This is a genomic window from Halomonas sp. LBP4 (assembly GCF_003202205.1).
GTDB classification, from domain to species: Bacteria; Pseudomonadota; Gammaproteobacteria; order Pseudomonadales; family Halomonadaceae; genus Halomonas; species Halomonas flagellata.
In genome coordinates, this window is the sequence record NZ_PDOG01000001.1 from 963,726 (window position 1) to 983,150 (window position 19,425).

A 19,425-nucleotide genomic window follows, 5' to 3' on the forward strand; every position below is an offset into this window, starting at 1 on the left:
GCCCTCATGGTAGCCATACTCGGGTACTCACCCCGGCAGATCAGCGATGCCGTCCAGGGCATGTACAGTGCAGTGGCCGACACGCCGGACTCTCCCTTCCACTTCCCGGTCGGTGGCTCGGCCTGCCGGGCGCTGGGCTACCCCGAGGAGCAGCTGGCCGGTCTTCCGCCGCCACTACTGGCTTCCTTCGCCGGCGTCGGCTACCCCTTCCGGGCCGGAGCCATTCGCCCCGGCGACCGGGTGCTCGACCTCGGTGCCGGCGCCGGCAACGATTCGCTGATCGCCGGCCGGCTCGCCGGGCGCGATGGCCGGATCATCGCCCTGGATCTCACCGCGGCCATGACCCGCAAGCTCAAGCGCACGGCCGAGGATACCGACAACCTTCACGTGGTCCAGGGCTCGGCGGAATGGCTACCGCTGGCCGATGCCAGCGTCGACAGCATCACCAGCAACGGCGCCCTCAACCTGGTGCCGGACAAGCGTCGCGCCGTGGCCGAGATGTTTCGGGTGCTCAAGCCCGGTGGGCGCCTGCAGCTCGCCGACGTGGTGATCCATCGTCCGGTCTCGGTGGACTGTCACGAGGATCCACGCCTGTGGGTCGAGTGCGTGGTGGGGGCCACCGTCAGGGAGGAGCTGCTGGCGCTGTTCGCGGAGGCCGGCTTCGAGGAGATCGAGGTGGTGGGCAGCCACGACTACTTCGCCCTGAGCCCCAGCGCCCAGACCCGGGAGGTCGCGGCGAGCTTCGGTGCGCACGCCATCGAAGTCGGCATGCGCCGCGGGGACTCGGCACCTTCGCGCCTGCGGCAGTGGTGGCGGCGGCTCGACCCCAGGCGCTGGTTGCTGCTGCTGCGCCGCCGCGGGCTGCTCGGCATCGCGGCCCTGTGCCTGGCGCTGGTGAGCTGCTATGGCACCCTGGCGCTGGTCGGCCTGCTGCCGTTGCTGGGCATCGGCCTGGCCCTCGACGAGGGAGCCTGGGCCCTCGCCATCGCCGCCTTCGTGCTGCTGACCCTGGCGACGCTGGCCGCCGGCATCCGGCGCCATCACGCCTTCGGTCCGACGCTGCTGGCGACGGCGGGCAGCGCCACCATCCTCTACGCGCTGTTCGTCGACTATCGCGCCTCGGTCGAACTGGCCGGCTTCGTACTGCTGGCCGCCGCCGCCCTGTGGGACCTGCGCCAGCGGCGACGCCAGGAGGCCAGGGTGCTGGGGCTGGGCTAGCAGGCTCAAATCAAAAAAGGGGCGCGACTCGCGTCGCGCCCAAGCTTCTCACCGCTTACAACCCACGCTTGCCTTACGAGAGAGCCTTCACGGCGTCATGGCCACGGCCTCAGAAGAAGCCCAGCGGATTGATGTCGTAGCTGACCAGCAGGTTCTTGGTCTGCTGGTAGTGCTCGAGGGCCACCTTGTGGGTCTCGCGGCCGACACCGGACTTCTTGTAGCCACCGAAGGCGGCGTGCGCCGGATACTGGTGGTAGCAGTTGGTCCAGACGCGGCCGGCCTGGATGCCACGCCCCATGCGAAAGGCAACGTTCATGTCGCGGCTCCACACCCCGGCGCCGAGGCCGAACTCGGTGTCGTTGGCGATGGCCAGCGCCTCGGCCTCGTCCTTGAAGGTGGTCACGGCGACCACCGGACCGAAGATCTCCTCCTGGAAGACGCGCATCTGGTTGTGGCCCTTGAGCAGGGTCGGCTGGATGTAGAAGCCCTTCTCGAAGGCCGGGTCGAAGCTCTCCTTGTCGCCGCCGGCCAGGAATTCCGCACCCTCCTCGCGGGCGATGTCCATGTAGGACATGATCTTGTCGAACTGTTCCTGGGAGGCCTGGGCGCCGACCTGGACGTCGGTATCCAGCGGGTTGCCGCGCTTGATCGCCAGGGTGCGCTCCATGACCTTGGCCATGAAGACGTCGTACATGCTCTCCTGGATCAGCGCCCGCGACGGGCAGGTGCACACCTCACCCTGGTTGAAGAAGGCCAGCACCAGGCCTTCCACCGCCTTGTCGATGAACTCCGGCTCGGCGTTCATGATGTCGGCGAAGTAGATGTTCGGCGACTTGCCGCCCAGTTCCACGGTGGAGGGGATGATGTTCTCGGCGGCGCACTTGAGGATGTGCGCGCCCACCGGGGTGGAGCCGGTGAAGGCGATCTTGGCGATACGCTGGCTGGTGGCCAGGGCCTGGCCCGCCTCGGCGCCATAGCCGTTGACGACATTGACCACCCCGGGCGGCAGCAGGTCGCCGACCAGTTCCATCAGCTTGAGGATCGACGCCGGGGTCTGTTCGGCGGGTTTGAGCACCACACAGTTGCCGGCGGCCAGCGCCGGGGCCAGCTTCCAGACGGCCATCAGCAGCGGGAAGTTCCAGGGAATGATCTGCCCCACCACCCCCAGCGGCTCGTGGAAGTGGTAGGCCACGGTGTTGGCGTCGATATCGGCGGCCGTGCCCTCCTGGGCGCGAATGCAGCCGGCGAAGTAGCGGAAGTGATCGACCGCCAGCGGGATGTCGGCGTTGAGCGTCTCGCGCACCGCCTTGCCGTTGTCCCAGGTCTCGGCCACGGCGAGCGCCTCGAGGTTGGCCTCGATGCGATCGGCGATCTTCAGCAGGAGGTTGGAGCGCTCGGTGGCGGAGGTCTTGCCCCAGGCGGGAGCGGCGGCGTGTGCGGCGTCCAGCGCCAGCTCGATATCCTCGGCGGTGGAGCGCGGGATCTCGCAGATCACCCCGCCGTTGACCGGACTGATGTTGTCGAAATACTGGCCCTTCACCGGGGCGACGAACTCGCCGCCGATATAGTTGCCGTAGCGTTTCTCGAAGGAAACGACCGATCCTGCACTACCGGGGTTGGCGTAGATCATGATGTGCACTCCTGCTCTGTTGGGAGATCTCTGGTGATTCGGCGGTCGGCGATGCGTCGTAGTCGTTGACCGAACCTGTGTAAGAGCCTAGCGAAATCTGGTTGGCGGCCCATGCTGCAATGGGGGGTAACGACAGGGCCTTTGGTCGTAGTCTTCAGGAAGTGCCCGATGGCTTGCCGAGTCACCGGGCCCCCTTGGGTTACCTTACTGCTCGCTGGGCAGCTTGAAGGTCCACAACATGCCGCCCTGGTTGAAGTCCTTGACGACCCTGGCCACCTCGCCACCCCATAGCGGCACCGCACCACCCCAGCCCGATGCCACGGAGATGTACTGCTCCCCGTCCATGGTCCAGGTGATAGGCGTGCCGACGACGCCGGAGCCGGTGTTGAAGCGATACAGCTCCTCACCGGTCTGCGCATCGAATGCCTTCAGGTAGCCCTCGGGCGTGCCGGTAAACACCAGGTTGCCCGCCGTGGTCATCACACCGCCCCACAGCGGAGCCGTGTTTTCATAGCGCCAGACTTCCTCGCCGGTCCTGGGATCGATGGCGCGGAGGACGCCGATGTAGTCATCGTTGACCGGCTTGATGGTGAAACCGGCGCCGAGATAGGCCGCGCCCTTCTTGTAGGAGACCGGCTCGTTCCAGATATCCATGGCCCACTCGTTGGAGGGCACATAGAACAGGCCGGTATCCTGGCTATAGGCCATGGGCATCCAGTTCTTGCCACCGAGGAAGGCCGGCTGGGCCAGCACGGGCTCGCCCTTGTCGCCTTCCGTATCAGCCGGGTTGCCAGGCCGGCCGCCCTCGGCATAGATCGGCCGCCCATTCTCATCGAGTCCCTCGGCCCAGGTGATCTCGTCGACGAACGGGAAACCACGGAGGTAACTGCCGTCGGTGCGGTCGAGGACGTAGAAGAAGCCGTTGCGATCGGCGGTGGCGGCCGCCTTGACGATCCCGCCATTCTCTTCATAGTCGAAGGAAATCAGCTCGTTGACGCCGTCATAGTCCCAGCCGTCGTTGGGCGTGGTCTGGAAGTGCCACTTGATGCTGCCGTCGTCCGGATCGATGGCCAGCCGCGAAGACGAGAACAGGTTGTCCCCCGGGCGCAGGTGCGAGTTCCAGGGCGCCGGGTTACCGGTACCGAAGAAGAGCGTGTCGGTGTCGGGGTCGTAGGTGCCCCCCAGCCAGGTTGCCGCACCACCGGTCTTCCACATATCGCCCGGCCAGGTCTTGCCGGCCTCACCGCCGGAGATGCCGTTCTCGACGGCTTCGCCATCCTGGTAGACATAGCCCATGTGCCCTTCAACGGTGGGGCGGGTCCAGAGCTTGTCACCGGTGTTCGGATCATACGCCTCGATCTTGCCGACGATGCCGAACTCGCCACCGGAGACACCGGTGATCAGCTTGCCCTTGACGATGATCGGGGCAGCGGTGATGGAGTACCCTTCCTGGTAATCCGCCACTTTCTTGATCCATACCACCTTGCCCGTATCCTTGTTCAGGGCGACCAGCTTGGCATCGAGGGTGGCGAAGAAGAACAGATCGCCATACAAGGCGCCACCACGGTTGACCACGTCACAGCACGGCATGATGCCATCCGGCAGACGGGCATCGTATTGCCAGATCTCCTCGCCGGTCCTGGCATCGATGGCATAGGCGCGCGAATAGGAGGCGGTCATGTACATCACCCCATCCTTGACCAGGGGCTGGGATTCCTGGCCCCGCATCTTCTCGCCGCCGAAGGAGAACGCCCAGACCGGCTGCAGGGACTTGACGTTGTCGGTGTTCAGAGTATCGATGGCACTGTAGCGCTGGCCCTGCAGCCCCATGCCGTAGCTCACCACGTCATCGGCCGTGGTGTGATCGTTCAGGATGTCCTCATCGGTGACCGCATAGGCACCGGAGGAAACGGCCAGCGCCAGGGCGCTGACGACAAACTGCTTACTGATTGGACTCGATCTCATTGTTGCGCTCCCACTTCTCTTGTTTTCACGTTTCCGCAACGAACCGGGAACTCTTCCCGCCTCTTGGGTAATTCTTGGCGGCAAGCCCTCATGCAACAATCGAACTCTCGCACAACATCCCTCATCACTTGGTAGTAAGACCCTCAAGGGCATAAAAAAACCGCAGGAGTAACCTGCGGTTATTGATCGCCAGCAGATCGAGGAGTTGCCGCCGCTAAGTGCCTAATGAAAAGTTTTCGCGTATTCCATGTGTGAGAAACTCACTCTTTTCAAATGGTTGATAAACCCCCAACATTTGAAAACCTGTATTCAGGCACTTATTCGGGAATCAGGAGCAGCGCCGCTTTCAGGGTCTCATCGCTATGGTTCCTCATCGCCGACACCCAGGATCTCCTCGTAGAACGCGGGCATGCCGTAGCGCAGTCCATGACGCTCGAAGATGTCTGCCATCTCGCCCTCACGCACCATGCGATCCACGATCGCTTCGATCGCATACCCCAGCTGCCGGTGCGTGTGCTTGACCGCCATGCCGACATCCCAGGCCTGCTTGCCCATCCCCGGGAAGCCATTCTCTGCCGCCGCAAACCCCTGGCCGGCATGGGCTCCCAACTCGTGGTCGATCTCGGCACGCATGCCCATGACCGCGCTCACGTCACCGTCGGCCATGGCCCGGAAGGCCTGGCGGACGCTGCTGAAGTGGTGCGTATTGTCGCGCAACCGGCCGCCGAAGGCTGACGTCAGGTAGGTGGCCGGCAGGGTGTCGATCTCGACGCCGATGGGGTGATACTGGAATACGGCCAGCGTCCCCACGGAGTCGATATCGCCGGGATCATAGGCGATCTGCCACCGCTCCTGCTGGTAGGGGCCGAACATCACGACCTGATCATTGATCACCTCGCCGGTGGAATCGCGCATATAGGCGTATTGCTTGTCATACGGCACGCGCAGCATGACATCGGCGATACGCCGCTTGGCCAGGTAATGCCCTTTCCAGATATTGTTGCGCAGGTCGTCTTCCAGGGTTTCGTCGGGGGTGATCCAGTGCACCCGGAACTCCACCTCCAACTCTTCCGCTATCCGCTTGCCGATGTCGATGTCGACACCGACCGCTTCTCCCTCCTTTTCATAGGAGTAGGGGGGGAAGTCCCGATAGACCCCGACGTTCAAGTACCCCGACTCGATGACGATGTCATAGGGCCGCTCGGGTGCCCGATCGAGGACCGACTCGCCGGCCTGTGCCGATACGCTCAGCACCAGCGCCAAGACAGTGAACCACCGAGTCAGCAACATGACACCTCCCCCCTCGTTTTCAGTGACTGCCAATTCACTCCTTGACGGACTCGACATACGTCTTGATCGCCCAGATGGCATTCTGGTCCAGGTTGCTCTTGAAGGAGGGCATTCCCCGGTCGGTGCCGTTCAGCACACGACCGATGAAGTATTCGTCATCCCACTCTTCGAGTTCGCGCAAGTCCGGCGTCAGCCCACCCGACTGGGCCTGAATACCATGACAAGCGGCGCAGTTTCCGGAGTACCCGCTTTCACCGATCTTGATCGCCTCCTCGTTGTAGTCGCCATGCTCGTTGCCGGCCCGGAACGGGTTTTCCATCAATGGCTCGGAACTCAACTCGGGGAGACTGCCGGTATCGACCTCCTGTGGGGTCACATTACCATGGCCCATCACCAGCGCCGCCCACCCGAACAGGCCAGCGGCAACACATGCTTTGAGTGGAGAAGGAACTGCCATACCGAATACCTCTGTTGGATAGCTGTGGGCCGATCCACCGCTGTCGATAGTGGGGGTCGGCGATCTGTTCCCAGTCTAGAAACCCTTCCCCGCCCTCTGAATACCACTTTCGGGCCTTCAACCCTGTTCCTTGGTAGTAGCCCCCTTCACCTCATCGTTGATGGCAGCGCTATTCCTGCTGGCGGTCCTCGAACGCAGGAAATAGTTCCTTAGTACAGGCGTATTGCTACTTTCTGAATATTTCCGCTTTCTCCCGCCTTCCCTAAGCTCGAAGCATAACGACAAATAGCGAGGCTCCCCATGTGCACTCCCCTGAAAGTTCCCCTGGCCATGCTACTCGCGTTGTGGCTGTCGGCGCCGCTGGCAGCATTCGGACTGGATATTCCCATCGGCTATATCCAGTGGGTGCCGGACCAGGGCCCGGTGCTGTCCAACGTCACCCCGGAACCGGAAGACGCGGGTCTGCGGGGTGCCGAGCTGGCCATCGAGGACAACAACACCACCGGCCGATTCCTGGAGCATCACTACGCCCTGACGTCGCGGGTGGTGGATTCCGAGGACCAGGCACAGGAAGCCCTCGAGCAGATGCTGGATGAGGGAATCACCCTGTTCGTGCTGCGCGTTCCGGCCGACACGCTGGGCAGCATGGCGGAAAAGACGGCGGGTGAAGCGCTGCTCTTCAATGCCGGCGCCAAGGACGATGCGTTGCGCATTTCAACGTGCCACCCGCACGTCGTACACACCCAGCCGAGCTACGCGATGCTCACGGATGGCCTGGCACAATGGCTCAACCTGCGGCGCTGGAAGCAGGTCTTCCTGATCACCGGCCCGACCGACAGCGACACGGCCTGGGCCGAGGCCTTCCGCCGCTCGACGCGGCGTTTCGGCGTGGAGATCGTGACCGACAAGCCCTGGACCTTCGACGCCGATCTGCGGCGTACGGCATCGCAGGAGCTGCCCCTGTTCACCCAGGCGGACGACTACGATGCCGTGGTGGTGGCTGATGTGCGGGGCGACTTCGGCGAGTACGTGCCGTTCAATACCTGGCTGCCGCGTCCGGTGGTGGGCACGCAGGGCATGTCGCCGGTGGCCTGGCACCGGGTCATCGAGAGCTGGGGGGCCGCCCAGCTGCAGAACCGCTTCCGCGAGCTGGCCGGCCGTCACATGAACGGTAACGACTATGCCGCCTGGGCCGGCGTGCGCTCCGTGGGGACCGCCGTGACGCAGCTCGATGCCGCGGATGCCGGCCCGATCCGCGACTTCCTGTTCTCCGACGACTTCCAACTGGCCGCCTTCAAGGGCCGCAAGCTCAGTTATCGCCCGTGGAACGGCCAGCTCCGCCAGCCGATCCCGCTGGTCCACCCCCAGGGGCTGGTTGCCACCGCGCCGTTCGAAGGCTTCCTGCACCCGGTCACCGACCTGGACTCCCTCGGCTACGACGAAGCGGAGAGCGACTGCCGCATCAACTCATAGGCAGCCAGTGACCTCCCATTACGGCATGAACAACCCAAGGAAAACTCACATGAAGAATATTCTCCGTGCGACTGCCCTGGTCGCCCTGTTCGGACTCTCGGCTCCGGCCCTCGCCAGCCTGGCCTATGTCTCCAACGAGAAGGACAACAGCATCTCGGTGATCGATATCGACTCCCTGGAAGTGGTCGAGACGATCCCGGTCGGCCAGCGCCCCCGAGGCATCCTGCTGTCCAAGGATCATACCAAGCTCTATATCTGCGCCAGCGACGACGACACCGTGCAGATCATGGACCTGGAAACCCGCCAGATCGTCGATACCCTTCCGTCGGGTGAAGACCCCGAGCAGTTCGCCCTGCATCCCAACGATCGCTGGCTGTTCATTGCCAACGAGGACGACGCCATCGTGACCGTGGTGGATGTCGCGACCAAGGAAGTATTGGCGCAGATCGACGTCGGCGTCGAACCGGAAGGCATGGCGGTCAGCCCGGACGGCAAGTGGGCGGTCAATACCAGTGAAACCTCCAGCATGCTGCACTGGATCGATACCGAAAGTTTCGAGATCAAGAAGAACATGGTGGTCGGCCAGCGCCCCCGCCACGTCGAATTCAGCCAGGACGGCAAGATTGCCTGGGCCTCTGCGGAAATCGGCGGCACCGTTCACATCATCGACGTGGACGAGCTGGAGGAGATCCAGACGCTGGACTTCAAGATCCGCGGCGTCAACCAGGACAAGGTACAGCCGGTGGGCATCGAGCTGACCTCGGACGGCCGCTATGCCTTCGTGGCGCTCGGGCCGGCCAACCATGTGGCGGTCGTCGACGCCCAGAGCTACGAGGTCCTCGATTACCTGCTGGTCGGCCGGCGCGTATGGCAGCTGGAGCTGACCGAGGACGAGAGCCAGCTGTTGACTACCAATGGCGTCAGCGGGGATGTCTCGGTGATCGATGTCGACAGCCTCAAGGTCACCAAGTCCATCGAGGTTGGCCGCTACCCCTGGGGCGTGGTCGTTGCGCCATGACCACCGCCGCCGATCGCACGAAGCGGGCTCACCCCATGCTCGAGGTTGACGACATCAGCCATCGCTATGGGGCTCACCAAGCGCTCGATCGGGTGGGTTTCTCTCTGGAGCAGGGCGGCTTTCACGCCCTGCTCGGCCCCAACGGCGCCGGCAAGAGCACCCTCATCGCCCTGATCACCGGCCTGCTGCGCTGCCGGAGTGGCGAGATCCGCGTCGCCGGTCGTTCACTGTCGCGGCGTGCGTGTGAAGCGCGCCGACAGCTGGGCGTGGTTTTCCAGCAGCCGACCCTGGACCTGGATCTCAGCGTGCGCCAGAACCTGCTCTACCATGCCGCGCTGCACGGCCTGGGCCGGCGCGTGGCGCAGGAACGCAGCGACCGCGAGCTCGCCCGCCAGCACCTCGAGGCACGTGCCGACGACAAGGTGCGCCGGCTCAATGGCGGCCATCGCCGGCGCCTGGAGATCGCCCGTGCCCTGCTCCACGACCCTACCCTGCTGATCCTCGACGAGGCCAGTGTTGGCCTGGACACCGCCAGTCGCCAGGCCCTCAACGACCATGTCCGCGCTCTATGCCGGGAGCGCGGCATGACGGTCCTGTGGACGACCCACCTGCTCGACGAGATCGCCCCGGAAGACCCGGTAGTGGTGCTGTGCAGCGGCCGGGTGATCGCCGACAGCCGCGCCCAGGCCCTGTGTACCCATACCGGCACCCATTCGCTGCAGGATGCCTTCAGCCGCCTCACCACCCGCCCTGTCGTGACGGAGGACCCACCATGAGCGCCATCGCCTACCTGCACTGCTTCCTGGGCGTGAGCGGTCGCGAATGGCGTCGCTTCGTCCAGCAGCGCACGCGCTTCTTCAGCGCCCTGGTCCGCCCACTCTTGTGGCTGGTGGTGTTCGCCGCCGGATTTCGCGCCGTGCTGGGCATCTCGATCATGGCACCCTACGACACCTACATCCCCTACGAGGTCTATATCACTCCCGGGCTGTGCTGCATGATCCTGCTGTTCAACGGCATGCAGGGGTCGCTGTCGATGGTCTACGACCGCGAGATGGGCAGCATGAAGGTGCTGCTGATGAGCCCGCTGTCACGCCCCTTCCTGCTGCTCTCCAAGGTGCTGGCGATCTCGCTGGTGTCGCTGGTACAGGTCTACGCCTTTCTCGCCATCGCCTGGTGGTACGGCATCCGGCCGCCGGCCTGGGGCCTGGCCACGGCCATGCCGGCGCTGCTGCTGGTGGCGCTGATGCTCAGCACGCTGGGATTGGTGCTGGCCAATGCCATCCGCCAGTTGGAGAACTTCGCCGGGGTGATGAACTTCGTGATCTTCCCGCTGTTCTTCCTCTCCTCGGCACTCTACCCCTTGTGGAAGATGCAGGAAGCCGGGCCTTGGCTGTACCGGCTGAGTGCCTACAACCCCTTCACCCATGGGGTCGAGCTGGTGCGCTTTGCCCTCTACGAGCAACTGGCGATGGCCCCCCTGCTGTGGTGCCTGGGATTGACCGGCCTGTTCGGGCTGGTCGCGGTGACGACCTTCAACCTGCAGCGCGGGCAGGGCCTCTGACCGACGTCCCTGCCGGCCTGGGTGAGCCTGTGGCAGGAGCGCTGGCCGCAGGTGACCATCCTGGTGGCCAGTCTGGTGGTGTTGACGGTGTTCTTCGCCCGCCAGCACCATTACAGCCGCTACCCGAAACTGCTGCACCGGTTTCGCTGGGGATTCTTGTTCTTCACTTTGTTCTTCATCGGTTTCTACGCCCAGGGCCAGCTCTCCGTCGTGAATATCTTCACCTTGCTGCTGTCCCTCTACGACGGCTTCGAGATTGGCACCTTCCTGTTGGACCCGGTGATCTTCATCCTCTGGACCTTCACCTTCATTACCCTGTTCATCTGGGGCCGCGGGCTCTTCTGCGGCTGGCTGTGCCCGTTCGGGGCAATGCAGGAGATGGCATCCTGGCTGGGCAAGACACTGCGGGTCCGCCAGCGCAAGGTGCCCGAAGCCTGGCACCGGCGACTGATCCACCTCAAGTACCTGATCCTCGTCGGCCTGGTCGGCACCTCCTTCCACTCCCTTACCCTGGCCGAACAGTTGTCGGAAGTGGAGCCCTTCAAGACCAGTCTGACCCTCTACTTCTGGCGCTACTGGCCATTCGTGGTCTACGCCGTGGGGCTGCTGGTGGCGGGCATGTTCGTGCACAAGTTCTTCTGCCGTTACCTATGCCCGCTGGGGGCAGGGTTGGCGGTGCTGGGCAAGTTCCGTCTGTTCAGCTGGCTGGAACGGGTCAAGCTCTGCGGCCAGCCCTGTCAGACTTGCAAGAACCAGTGTGAGATCAACGCCATCCGCACCGATGGCCGGATCGATTACAACGAGTGCATCCAGTGCCTGGAGTGTGTGGTGATCCTGCGGGACGACACCCGGTGCGTGGACAGCCTGATCCAGCAGAAACGGCAGCGTCGCGCCCGGATCCAGGCGGTGAATGTTGGTGTGTCGTGAAATGCCGTCGCCGCCTGGCTCACGCCACCGGCCCGACCATGGCGTGTGCGCAGGCTCGTAGCGCCAAGCCCGTGCCCGTGCCCGTGCCCGTGCCCGAGAGAGATCCTACCAGCGGCATGCGCCCTAAGTACCGGTCAATCGCGACCATCGGCATATATCGGCGCCAGGCCCGGACCGGCTAGGCTTCTCCCATGGCTCCGTGCGTGACGCGACTTCCCGACAACGGCAGTGCGATCACGCCAGGTACATCACCCGAGGAGAACCGCAATGCCTGTCCGTCCATCCACCCATCCGCCAGTCTCCGTTCCCTCCGTTACGGCTGCTGGCCGCCGGGGATGAACCCACCGAGAGGAGTTCCTGGTCATGTCCCGATTCCCCCTCACTAGCACTCCGGCCCGGGCCGCCATGCTGGCACGGTGCATGTTCGGCAACGGCACCGCCGCAGACGACGGCACCCGACAGGACGACACCGGCCTCGGGTCCCTCGACCCGAAGACCGGTGGTGGCGGCCCCATCGCCGGCATGGCAGATCCTGCAGAGGGCGAGGCGCTGGAAGTCAGACCACCTTGCTCTCCAGGCTGCGCAACTTCCGGGTAATGCCTGCCACGTCACCGCCGCTCGCCAACCGCTCATCCCACTGCAACCGGGCCGGCTGACCATTGAGGTACCAGATCCGGTTGGCGAGTCGCCCAGCGTCCCGGGCATCGTGGGTGACGCAGATCATCGCCATGTGCGGGCGCGCGTCCAGCAGCGTGCCTACGAGGTTCTGCAACGCCTGCGCCCGGGGAGGATCGAGCGACGCGAAGGGCTCATCGAGCAATAGCAAATCCGGCTGGATCGCCAGGCAGCGCGCCAGCGCCGCGCGGCGCGCCATGCCCAGCGACAGCTGATCCGGCAAGTGCTCCGCGCACCCGGCCAGGCCCACCTGGGCCAGCAACGGCTCTACCTCGTGCGCGGGTACCCCCACCAGCCTCAGGTTCTGGCGCAACGTTCGCCACGGCAGCAGGCGGTGCTCCTGGAACAGGTAGCCGATCCGCAGACCTGCCCTCCTCCTCACCGCCGCGGCGGGGAATTGCTGTTCCAAGCCGGCGATGACATTGAGCAGGGTGGTCTTGCCGATCCCCGAGGGTCCCAGCAGGCAGATGCGATCCCCCTCGGCAATGCGCGTGGCGATATCGCCCAGCACGGGTTGGCGGGACATGCGCGCCTCGATGCAGAGTTCAAGCATGACGCACCCCGGCCGTCCGCCAGCGCGATGCCCGACGCTCCAGGGGTTGCAGCACGGCCAGCTCGATCACCTGCACCACGGCAATGAACGCCAGGCTATAGGCCAGAATGCTGGCCACATCGAATACCTGAAACGCCATATGCAGCTGAAAGCCGATGCCGTCGGAACGGCCCAGCAACTCCACCACCAGGACAATCTTCCAGATCAGCGCCAGCCCGCCCCGGGTCGCCGCCATCAGGTAAGGAAACAGCTGCGGGGTCCACACATGGGCCAGGCGCTGCCAGCGGGTGAAATGATACACCTCGGCCATCTGCTCCAGCCGGTTGTCCAGGCTGCGGGCCCCCTCGCGCACGGTCACGGCCACATTGGGCACCTTGTTGATCACTACCGCCAGCACCGCCGCGGCTTCCACCAGGCCCACCCAGACATAGAGCAGGATGATGGTGACCAGGGCGGGCAGATTGAGGAACAACACCAGCAACGGGTCCAGCAGGGCATTGACCAGCGGCGCGCGCCCCATCCACACGCCAAGCAGCGTGCCCAGCGCCATGGCCAGCGCGAAGCTGAGCATGACCCGGCGTAGCGTCACCCCCAGATGATGCTGCAGTTCACCCGCCCTTACTTCTCCCCACAGGGTCTGGAGCACGGCCAGGGGGCTGGGCAGCAGGGCGGAATCCAGCAGCGCGGCCACCAGCCCCCAGATAAGCAGCGCCGCCGGCAGGGCGATCCAGCACGCCCAGGGCGCGGTTTTCATGGTGCTCTCCGCGACGCATCAGCCCGGTAGAACAACCGATCGGGCAGCACCTCATCCGCCTCGGCACCGGTCAACACGAGCAACCGCTGCAGATCGCTGATGCGCTGATCGTCCAGCGCTGCCGGGGTGCCGGCAACGAAGCCCTGGCGCAGCGCCTCGAAGTCGGCATCGCCCTCCACTCGCATCAGCGGCCGGATGGCCTCCCAGCGTGACGCCTGCTCAGCCAGTTGCCGCTTGGCCTCGACCAGCGAGCCGGCGAAGCGATCCAGCAGGTCGCGATGCTCGCGTGCCCACGACTCGCGAAACACATAGCCCAACACCGGCAGGTCCCGATCCAGCGACAGGGCATCGAGCAGGTCCGCCATCTGCAATGCCGTGCGGACGCCCCCCGCCGCCTTGAGCTTGGCGGCGAAATGCCAGTAGGTGACCAGCACGTCGACCCTGCCCCGCCGCATGGCTTCATTGAGCAGCGGCGGGGCCGCATAGCTCACCTCGGCCTCCCGCTCCAGGTCCAGGCCCTGCTCGGCCGCGACCCTGCGCAACAGGATCCAGCCCTTGCTGTCCGGGCCACCGGCCACGCCGATCCGCTTGCCCCGCAGGTCGTCAATCGACTCGAAGCGCGCGTCCTCGGCCACCAGGATATCGCCAATCTGCGATGAAAAGGGCAGGTACAGGTAGGGTTCGCCCTGATCATAGCGGGCCTGAACCCACAGCAGGTCGGCAACGGCGCCCTGGACATCCCCACTGGAAACGGCAATCCGAGAGGCCGGTAAATGGGGCACCAGACGCACCTCCAGATCATAGCCTGCCTGCCTGTCCAGCCCCAGGCGCTGGATATGATCCAGTTCCCAGTGGGCGGTACCGAACTGCAGGACACTCAGCTTCAGCACCGGGAGTTCCTCCCCCAGCACCGGGGCGCTCCACAGGTTGATGACGCCCAGGCTCACCACTAGGACCGCCAGCAATCGGCAGCGCAGAAAACGGCGCAGGTCGCGCCATGACTTGCAGAAATATCGGCTCATGTCTTGCACGATACGGAGGGTGTTTATACGCCAGAATAGTACTTTGGTGCCTCTTTTGTTGAGACAATGGTGGCATTCCCAAATGCGCAACTCATATCGTTCAATGGATGGCACCATAACAACGACTTGAGGTGCATCCATGGTGGCCAGGATCATCCTCAGCCCCCCTGATTTTGCTGTCCGCTTCATGCTTCGCCGGGCCCGCCACATCCCTCGCCGCCGATGCCGGCCAGCGCCGCACTCAAGCCGACCCACTGTTTTCCGAAGATGGCTATCGTATCGACCGCTATCGCCGCCCCACGCCGGCGCTGATCGCCCCCGGGAGAGGCCGCGATGGATAACCTGGCCCATACTCCTGATAATAACGACCCCGATAACAACGACGACCATCAGGGCCCTGCCATGTACAAACTACTGATCGCCGACGATCATCCCCTCTTTCGCGAGGCCATCGGTCGCGTCATCCGCGATGGCTTCGAGGATAGCGAGATCCTCGAGACCCAGGATCTCGAGTCGACCCTGGCGCTGACGCAGCAGCACGAGGACCTCGACCTGATCCTGCTCGATCTCAACATGCCGGGTATGCACGGGCTATCGGGGCTGCTCCAGTTGCGCAACGAGGCGCCGACCATCCCGGTGGTGATCATTTCCGCCGAGGAGGAGAAACAGGTGATCCTGCAGGCGGTGACCTACGGCGCAGTGGGTTTCATCACCAAGTCGTCGCCCCGGGAGCAGATGACCCACGCTATCGCCCAGATTCTCGATGGCAACATCTACCTGCCTTCGGACATCATCCGCGCCAGCGGCACCGCCCGGCGCAATTCGCCACGTGACGAACACGCCATCACCACCCAGCAACTCGAGGCCCTGACCCGCAAGCAGCTGCAGGTGCTCGAGCACATGACCCGCGGCGAATCCAACAAGATGATCGCCTACCACCTCGATATCGCCGAGACTACGGTCAAGGCCCATGTCTCGGCGATCCTGCGCAAGCTCGGCGTGCACAACCGGGTCCAGGCGATCCTCTCGGCCAGCGATATCGACTTCAGCGCCTACCTCAAGCGCGGCCCGCGACCAGGCGACTGAGCGCCATGCGCAGCTTGAGCGGCTTGACCGGCTTGTGCAGCAGCGCATAGCCCAGCTCGCGCATACGCTGCTTGAGATCCACGCTGTGGTTGGCGGTGATCGTCATCACCGGCAGCGGCACCTGGCGCCGGGCATTGATACGCTCGGCGACCGCCAGCCCGGTATCGCCATCGTCGAGATGGTAGTCGACGATCAGCACATCGGCGGGGGCCGTGGCCAGGGCCACCTGCTCCGCCAGCGCCGCCTCGCCATCGGCCACCCAGACCTCGCAGCCCCAACGCGTCAACAGCACGCGCATGGCCTCGCAGATATCGGCATCATTGTCGACCACCCAGATCCGTCGCCCCTCCAGCACGGTCTCGCCCATCGCCGCCGCCGGCGCCTGGGAAAGCTGGCTGCGTGGCGCCAGTTCACCGTAGGGCAGGCGCACACTGAACAGCGAACCACGCCCGGCGATCGAGGACACCGCAAGCGGATGCTCGAGCATGCGCGAGATCTTGTCGGCGATCGCCAGGCCCAGCCCCAGGCCACGGTCCTGGCGCTTGCCGGCCGCCTGCGAACGGCGGAACTCCTGGAAGATCACCCCCAGCTCCTCGGTGGCGATGCCCATACCGGTGTCGCCGACCATGATCTCCAGGCCGTCGGCACGCCGCCGGCAGCCCAGCAGGATACGCCCCTCGCCGGTATAGCGAACGGCATTGGTGAGAAAGTTGCGCACCACGCGGGTCAGCAGCTGGGCATCACTGCGCACCACCGCACTGCTGGGCACATAGTCGAATCCCAGTCCCTCGCTGGCCGCGACCTGCCGGTACTCGCGGGCCAGGCCATCGAGCAGTTCGGCCACCGGAAAGGCATCGACATCCGGGGTCACCACCCCGGCATCGAGCTTGGAGATGTCGACCAGGGTCCCGAGCAGGGTCTCGACATCCTTCAGCGAGCGGCCGATCTGGTCGATCAGCTCACGGCCGCCCGGCGCCACGTCCTGCTCGCACAGGGCGCCGGTAAACAGCCGCGCGGCATTGAGCGGCTGCAGCAGGTCGTGACTGACCGCGGCCAGGAACTTGCTCTTCGACAGGTTGGCCGCCTCGGCCTCGGCCTTGGCCTCGCGCAGGCGCTGTTCCGCGGCGGCACGCTCGGCGATCTCCTCGCGCAACTGGCCGTTGACCTGGGTCAGCTCGGCGGTGCGCTCGCGCACCCGTTGTTCCAGGTTCTGGTAGGCCTGATGCAGGGCCTCGGCGGTACGCCGGCGCTCGGTGATATCGCGGATCAGCACGAACAGTCCGATCACCCCGCCCTCACTGTCGTAGTGCGGCACATAGGCGCGCAGCAGCACCCGGTGTTCGCCACTGGCGCTCTGCTCCGGGAACTCGAAGGAGACGCTCTCCCCGGCCAGGGCCCGGGTCAGATAGGGGCGCAGCCGGGCACAATGCTCCTGACTGTGCAGGGCCTCCATCTCGCCGCCCAGCAGCAGGTCGCGCGGCCAGCCGTACCACTCTTCATAGACGCGGTTGGTAAACACATAGCGCAGGTCGTGGTCGAGGTAGGCGATCATCGCCGGCAGTTCGTCGGTGATGGTGCGGATCCAGTGTTCGCGTTCACGCAGGGTCTCGGCGTGACGGATACGCTCGGTGACATCGGTATAGGTCAACACCTGACCACCGCCGGGCATGGCGTGCCCGCGCACCTCCACCACCCGGCCATCCTCGAGCCGACGCTCGCAGGCCGCGGTCACGCCCTCGGCATCCATGGCGTCGACCAGTTGGCTGGAATGACACAGCGCGGCGAGCGGATGTGGCACCTCGAGTGACTCGAGTCCGGTCAGGTCGCGAAAGCGCTGGTTGCACATCTCCAGCATGCCGCTGGCGGTGACCACCGCCACCCCCTGGGAAAGGCTGTCCACGGTGGCCTGCAGCAACCGCGTCTTCTGCGCCAGGGCATGCTCGCGCTGGGCATGCTCGTGACGCTTGAGCTCGGTGATGTCGACGTACAGGATCACGCGGCCACCGCCGCGGGTGGGCCGCTGATGCACCTGGACCCAGCGATTGTCGTGCAGGCGGTAGACGGTGCGCCCGTCGCGGCGCCCCAGCTGCTCGCTGATCACCAGCCCCGAGCTCAGCGCCAGCCGGCGCAGGTCGTCCAGGCGCATGCCCTGGCGGATACGAATACCCGCCGGTCGCCAGAATTCGGCGAAGCGGCTGTTGAACCGCTGGATGCGCTGATTGGCATCGAACAGCACGAAGGCGTCGGTGATGCTCTCGATGGCATCGATGAGGTGCTGGCCGGCGGTCTCCGCCCGCTCGCGAGCCTCCGCCAGCAGGCGATTGCTGGCGCGCAGCTCATGGGTGGTCTGGTTGAGCGCCTGGGTGCGCTCGCGCACCTGCTCGGCGAGCAGCACCGAGTGCTCGAAGGCGGCATACGGCCCACTGCGCGGCAGGTTGCTGGCCTCGACACGCTCGATCAGGGCGGCGTTGATGCGCTTGAGCTTGGCGATCTCGCGCTCGAGTTGCCGCTCGCGCTCGCGCTCGCTGCCGTCAGCCGCCGCGACGTGACTGGCCAATGACGACTCCGGTGAAGGTCTGGTTGAGGTGCATGCCATTGCACTGCTCTCCATAGGTGTTGAAGCCCACCACGCGATAGGCACGCAGCAGTGACGAGGCAGCCTCACTCTCGCCGTCCGATTCGATCTCCAGGCGACGCAGGAAACAGTCGCAGCCGATCACCAGCCGTGGTGGCCCCAGTCGCGCGACGATGCCGTCGAGGACCTCCCGCAGGTCATCGAGGATCGGTGCGGCGCGCATGGCGGTCAGCACGATGCCGTTCTCCACCGCACAGTAGAAACTCAGGCTGAGATCCTCGTTGACCCGCTGGATCGAGCGCACATAGGTCTGGTCGTGCAGACGTACCGCCAGCGGATGGCGGGCGAAGGTCTCCTCGTCGAGCTCCTCGACCCGCCGTCCCACCAGCCGGGCGTACTCCTCGGCGGCGGGCTCGGCATTGAGTTCGATGACCCGGCGGTTCTCGCGGTCGGCCGCGGTGACCACCAGCTTGTCGGCCAGCGGCCGCAGGTGGTGGGTGGTGAAGACCTCGAAGTCGAGCGCTGTATTGAGCATCACCACCACCGCGGCGCCGGTACGGAAACCGCCGTTGCCGTAGACATGGGTACCGGCCAGGCGGTTGTCGTCGCCGGCGCTACCGCCGAAATGGGGAATGCCGCCGAGCGCCGCATTGAGGGTCGCCAGCACCCGCTCCTCGCTGGCCGACAGGCCGTCGAGCAGCGTCAGGGCGAAGGTATGCTCCTTGATCGGCGCGATGCCCGCCTGCCGGCAGTGGTCGAGCAGGCGGTCGGTCAACTGCTGGGCGGCCAGCAGCGAGACCTCGTCGAGGTCATCGATCACCGCGTAGTCCAGCGCGAAGGCGCGCTGGTCGAAACCGATGGCGGTGATACCGCCTCGGCCATAGCCCTCATTGGTGATCTCGCCCGCGGTGGTGCAGCCACACAGCCTCACGCCACCGAAATGCTGCTCCAGCGCCTGCCCCAGGGCCGCGAGGTCGTATTCCGCCGAGCAGAAGAACAGCACGCCCCCCAGCCAGGGGTGCAACAGGCGGCTCGCCAGGTCCTGGGCGGCCATGTCCGGGTCCCGGGACCGCGACTGGGCGATCAGTACGGCATCCTGTCGAGCGGCGATACCGGCTGGCGGTGTCGGAAGGTCGATGTCCATGGGCGGCTCTCGGCGTAGAAGGGCTGACTCGAAGTATAGAAAGCCCCCGACTCACTGGATATGCCACTTGGGTGCCG

Annotated in this window: 16 protein-coding genes; 7 read left to right on the forward strand and 9 right to left on the reverse strand. The window is 65.0% G+C overall.

All coding sequences use genetic code 11. From position 1 onward, the window contains the following. The first annotated feature begins 6 nt into the window (after positions 1-6). Positions 7-1,218, forward strand: a complete 1,212-nt coding sequence (locus tag CR157_RS04485) for a MerC family mercury resistance protein (RefSeq protein WP_110282306.1) — start codon at positions 7-9, stop codon at positions 1,216-1,218. 109 nt (positions 1,219-1,327) lie between these two features. Here CR157_RS04485 and exaC read toward each other — a convergent pair whose 3' ends face one another. From exaC to pedF, 4 genes are all read right to left on the reverse strand, one after another. Continuing rightward, positions 1,328-2,848: an acetaldehyde dehydrogenase ExaC gene (gene exaC, locus CR157_RS04490; RefSeq protein ID WP_110282307.1), complete on the reverse strand. Its 1,521-nt coding sequence runs from the start codon at positions 2,846-2,848 to the stop codon at positions 1,328-1,330. A 204-nt stretch (positions 2,849-3,052) separates the two neighbouring features. Then, complete coding sequence (locus CR157_RS04495; RefSeq protein ID WP_110282308.1) at positions 3,053-4,813, reverse strand: PQQ-dependent methanol/ethanol family dehydrogenase; 1,761 nt, start codon at positions 4,811-4,813, stop codon at positions 3,053-3,055. 360 nt (positions 4,814-5,173) lie between these two features. Continuing rightward, positions 5,174-6,103, reverse strand: a complete 930-nt coding sequence (locus CR157_RS04500) for a substrate-binding periplasmic protein (RefSeq protein ID WP_110282309.1) — start codon at positions 6,101-6,103, stop codon at positions 5,174-5,176. Positions 6,104-6,137: 34 nt separating this feature from the next. Continuing rightward, entirely contained in the window at positions 6,138-6,560 is a 423-nt protein-coding gene (gene pedF, locus CR157_RS04505; RefSeq protein ID WP_110282310.1) for a cytochrome c-550 PedF, read from the reverse strand. A 300-nt stretch (positions 6,561-6,860) separates the two neighbouring features. Here pedF and CR157_RS04510 point away from each other — a divergent pair, with 300 nt between their 5' ends. The 5 genes from CR157_RS04510 to CR157_RS04530 are packed head-to-tail and all read left to right on the forward strand — an operon-like array spanning position 6,861 to position 11,539. Then, positions 6,861-8,033 (forward strand): ABC transporter substrate-binding protein, encoded by a 1,173-nt coding sequence (locus CR157_RS04510; RefSeq protein ID WP_110282311.1) that lies wholly within the window; start codon positions 6,861-6,863, stop codon positions 8,031-8,033. A 49-nt stretch (positions 8,034-8,082) separates the two neighbouring features. Further along, on the forward strand, positions 8,083-9,051 hold the full coding sequence (locus CR157_RS04515) for a YVTN family beta-propeller repeat protein (RefSeq protein WP_110282312.1): 969 nt from the start codon (positions 8,083-8,085) through the stop codon (positions 9,049-9,051). Between the two features lie 35 nt (positions 9,052-9,086). Next, the gene (locus tag CR157_RS04520) at positions 9,087-9,827 is read left to right on the forward strand and encodes an ABC transporter ATP-binding protein (RefSeq protein ID WP_110282313.1); all 741 of its coding nucleotides are present in this window, start codon (positions 9,087-9,089) and stop codon (positions 9,825-9,827) included. Further along, on the forward strand, positions 9,824-10,612 hold the full coding sequence (locus tag CR157_RS04525; RefSeq protein ID WP_110282314.1) for an ABC transporter permease: 789 nt from the start codon (positions 9,824-9,826) through the stop codon (positions 10,610-10,612). Before CR157_RS04520 ends, CR157_RS04525 begins: the two co-directional genes overlap by 4 nt. A 51-nt stretch (positions 10,613-10,663) precedes the next feature. Beyond that, the gene (locus CR157_RS04530; protein ID WP_219999872.1) at positions 10,664-11,539 is read left to right on the forward strand and encodes a 4Fe-4S binding protein; all 876 of its coding nucleotides are present in this window, start codon (positions 10,664-10,666) and stop codon (positions 11,537-11,539) included. Positions 11,540-12,095: 556 nt separating this feature from the next. Here CR157_RS04530 and CR157_RS04535 read toward each other — a convergent pair. From CR157_RS04535 to CR157_RS04545, 3 genes are read right to left on the reverse strand one after another with little or no spacing between them, the layout of a single operon-like run. Next, positions 12,096-12,740, reverse strand: a complete 645-nt coding sequence (locus CR157_RS04535; protein WP_219999873.1) for an ABC transporter ATP-binding protein — start codon at positions 12,738-12,740, stop codon at positions 12,096-12,098. A gap of 19 nt (positions 12,741-12,759) precedes the next feature. Beyond that, positions 12,760-13,521, reverse strand: a complete 762-nt coding sequence (locus CR157_RS04540; RefSeq protein ID WP_110282317.1) for an ABC transporter permease — start codon at positions 13,519-13,521, stop codon at positions 12,760-12,762. Beyond that, on the reverse strand, positions 13,518-14,543 hold the full coding sequence (locus CR157_RS04545) for an ABC transporter substrate-binding protein (RefSeq protein ID WP_110282318.1): 1,026 nt from the start codon (positions 14,541-14,543) through the stop codon (positions 13,518-13,520). Before CR157_RS04545 ends, CR157_RS04540 begins: the two co-directional genes overlap by 4 nt. A gap of 402 nt (positions 14,544-14,945) precedes the next feature. On the opposite strand from CR157_RS04545, the gene CR157_RS04550 reads away from it, so the two are divergent. Further along, the gene (locus CR157_RS04550) at positions 14,946-15,629 is read left to right on the forward strand and encodes a response regulator (RefSeq protein WP_110282829.1); all 684 of its coding nucleotides are present in this window, start codon (positions 14,946-14,948) and stop codon (positions 15,627-15,629) included. Here CR157_RS04550 and CR157_RS04555 read toward each other — a convergent pair. Both CR157_RS04555 and nosP read right to left on the reverse strand, forming a co-directional pair. Beyond that, on the reverse strand, positions 15,601-18,186 hold the full coding sequence (locus CR157_RS04555) for a PAS domain-containing hybrid sensor histidine kinase/response regulator (protein ID WP_258364062.1): 2,586 nt from the start codon (positions 18,184-18,186) through the stop codon (positions 15,601-15,603). The two genes, CR157_RS04550 and CR157_RS04555, sit on opposite strands and share 29 nt — an antisense overlap. Next, the gene (gene nosP / locus CR157_RS04560) at positions 18,161-19,348 is read right to left on the reverse strand and encodes a nitric oxide-sensing protein NosP (RefSeq protein ID WP_110282320.1); all 1,188 of its coding nucleotides are present in this window, start codon (positions 19,346-19,348) and stop codon (positions 18,161-18,163) included. Before nosP ends, CR157_RS04555 begins: the two co-directional genes overlap by 26 nt. Between the last annotated feature and the right edge of the window lie 77 nt (positions 19,349-19,425).

What these genes read in the sequence shown, in the direction of transcription:
- CR157_RS04525 (WP_110282314.1), top strand. Translation starts at nt 9,824, where the DNA reads ATGAGCGCCATCGCCTACCTGCACTGCTTCCTGGGCGTGAGCGGTCGC.
- exaC (WP_110282307.1), bottom strand. Translation starts at nt 2,848, where the DNA reads ATGATCTACGCCAACCCCGGTAGTGCAGGATCGGTCGTTTCCTTCGAG.
- CR157_RS04540 (WP_110282317.1), bottom strand. Translation starts at nt 13,521, where the DNA reads ATGAAAACCGCGCCCTGGGCGTGCTGGATCGCCCTGCCGGCGGCGCTG.
- CR157_RS04485 (WP_110282306.1), top strand. Translation starts at nt 7, where the DNA reads ATGGTAGCCATACTCGGGTACTCACCCCGGCAGATCAGCGATGCCGTC.
- CR157_RS04550 (WP_110282829.1), top strand. Translation starts at nt 14,946, where the DNA reads ATGTACAAACTACTGATCGCCGACGATCATCCCCTCTTTCGCGAGGCC.
- CR157_RS04520 (WP_110282313.1), top strand. Translation starts at nt 9,087, where the DNA reads ATGCTCGAGGTTGACGACATCAGCCATCGCTATGGGGCTCACCAAGCG.
- CR157_RS04545 (WP_110282318.1), bottom strand. Translation starts at nt 14,543, where the DNA reads ATGAGCCGATATTTCTGCAAGTCATGGCGCGACCTGCGCCGTTTTCTG.
- nosP (WP_110282320.1), bottom strand. Translation starts at nt 19,348, where the DNA reads ATGGACATCGACCTTCCGACACCGCCAGCCGGTATCGCCGCTCGACAG.
- CR157_RS04515 (WP_110282312.1), top strand. Translation starts at nt 8,083, where the DNA reads ATGAAGAATATTCTCCGTGCGACTGCCCTGGTCGCCCTGTTCGGACTC.
- CR157_RS04495 (WP_110282308.1), bottom strand. Translation starts at nt 4,813, where the DNA reads ATGAGATCGAGTCCAATCAGTAAGCAGTTTGTCGTCAGCGCCCTGGCG.
- CR157_RS04500 (WP_110282309.1), bottom strand. Translation starts at nt 6,103, where the DNA reads ATGTTGCTGACTCGGTGGTTCACTGTCTTGGCGCTGGTGCTGAGCGTA.
- CR157_RS04535 (WP_219999873.1), bottom strand. Translation starts at nt 12,740, where the DNA reads ATGTCCCGCCAACCCGTGCTGGGCGATATCGCCACGCGCATTGCCGAG.
- CR157_RS04510 (WP_110282311.1), top strand. Translation starts at nt 6,861, where the DNA reads ATGTGCACTCCCCTGAAAGTTCCCCTGGCCATGCTACTCGCGTTGTGG.
- pedF (WP_110282310.1), bottom strand. Translation starts at nt 6,560, where the DNA reads ATGGCAGTTCCTTCTCCACTCAAAGCATGTGTTGCCGCTGGCCTGTTC.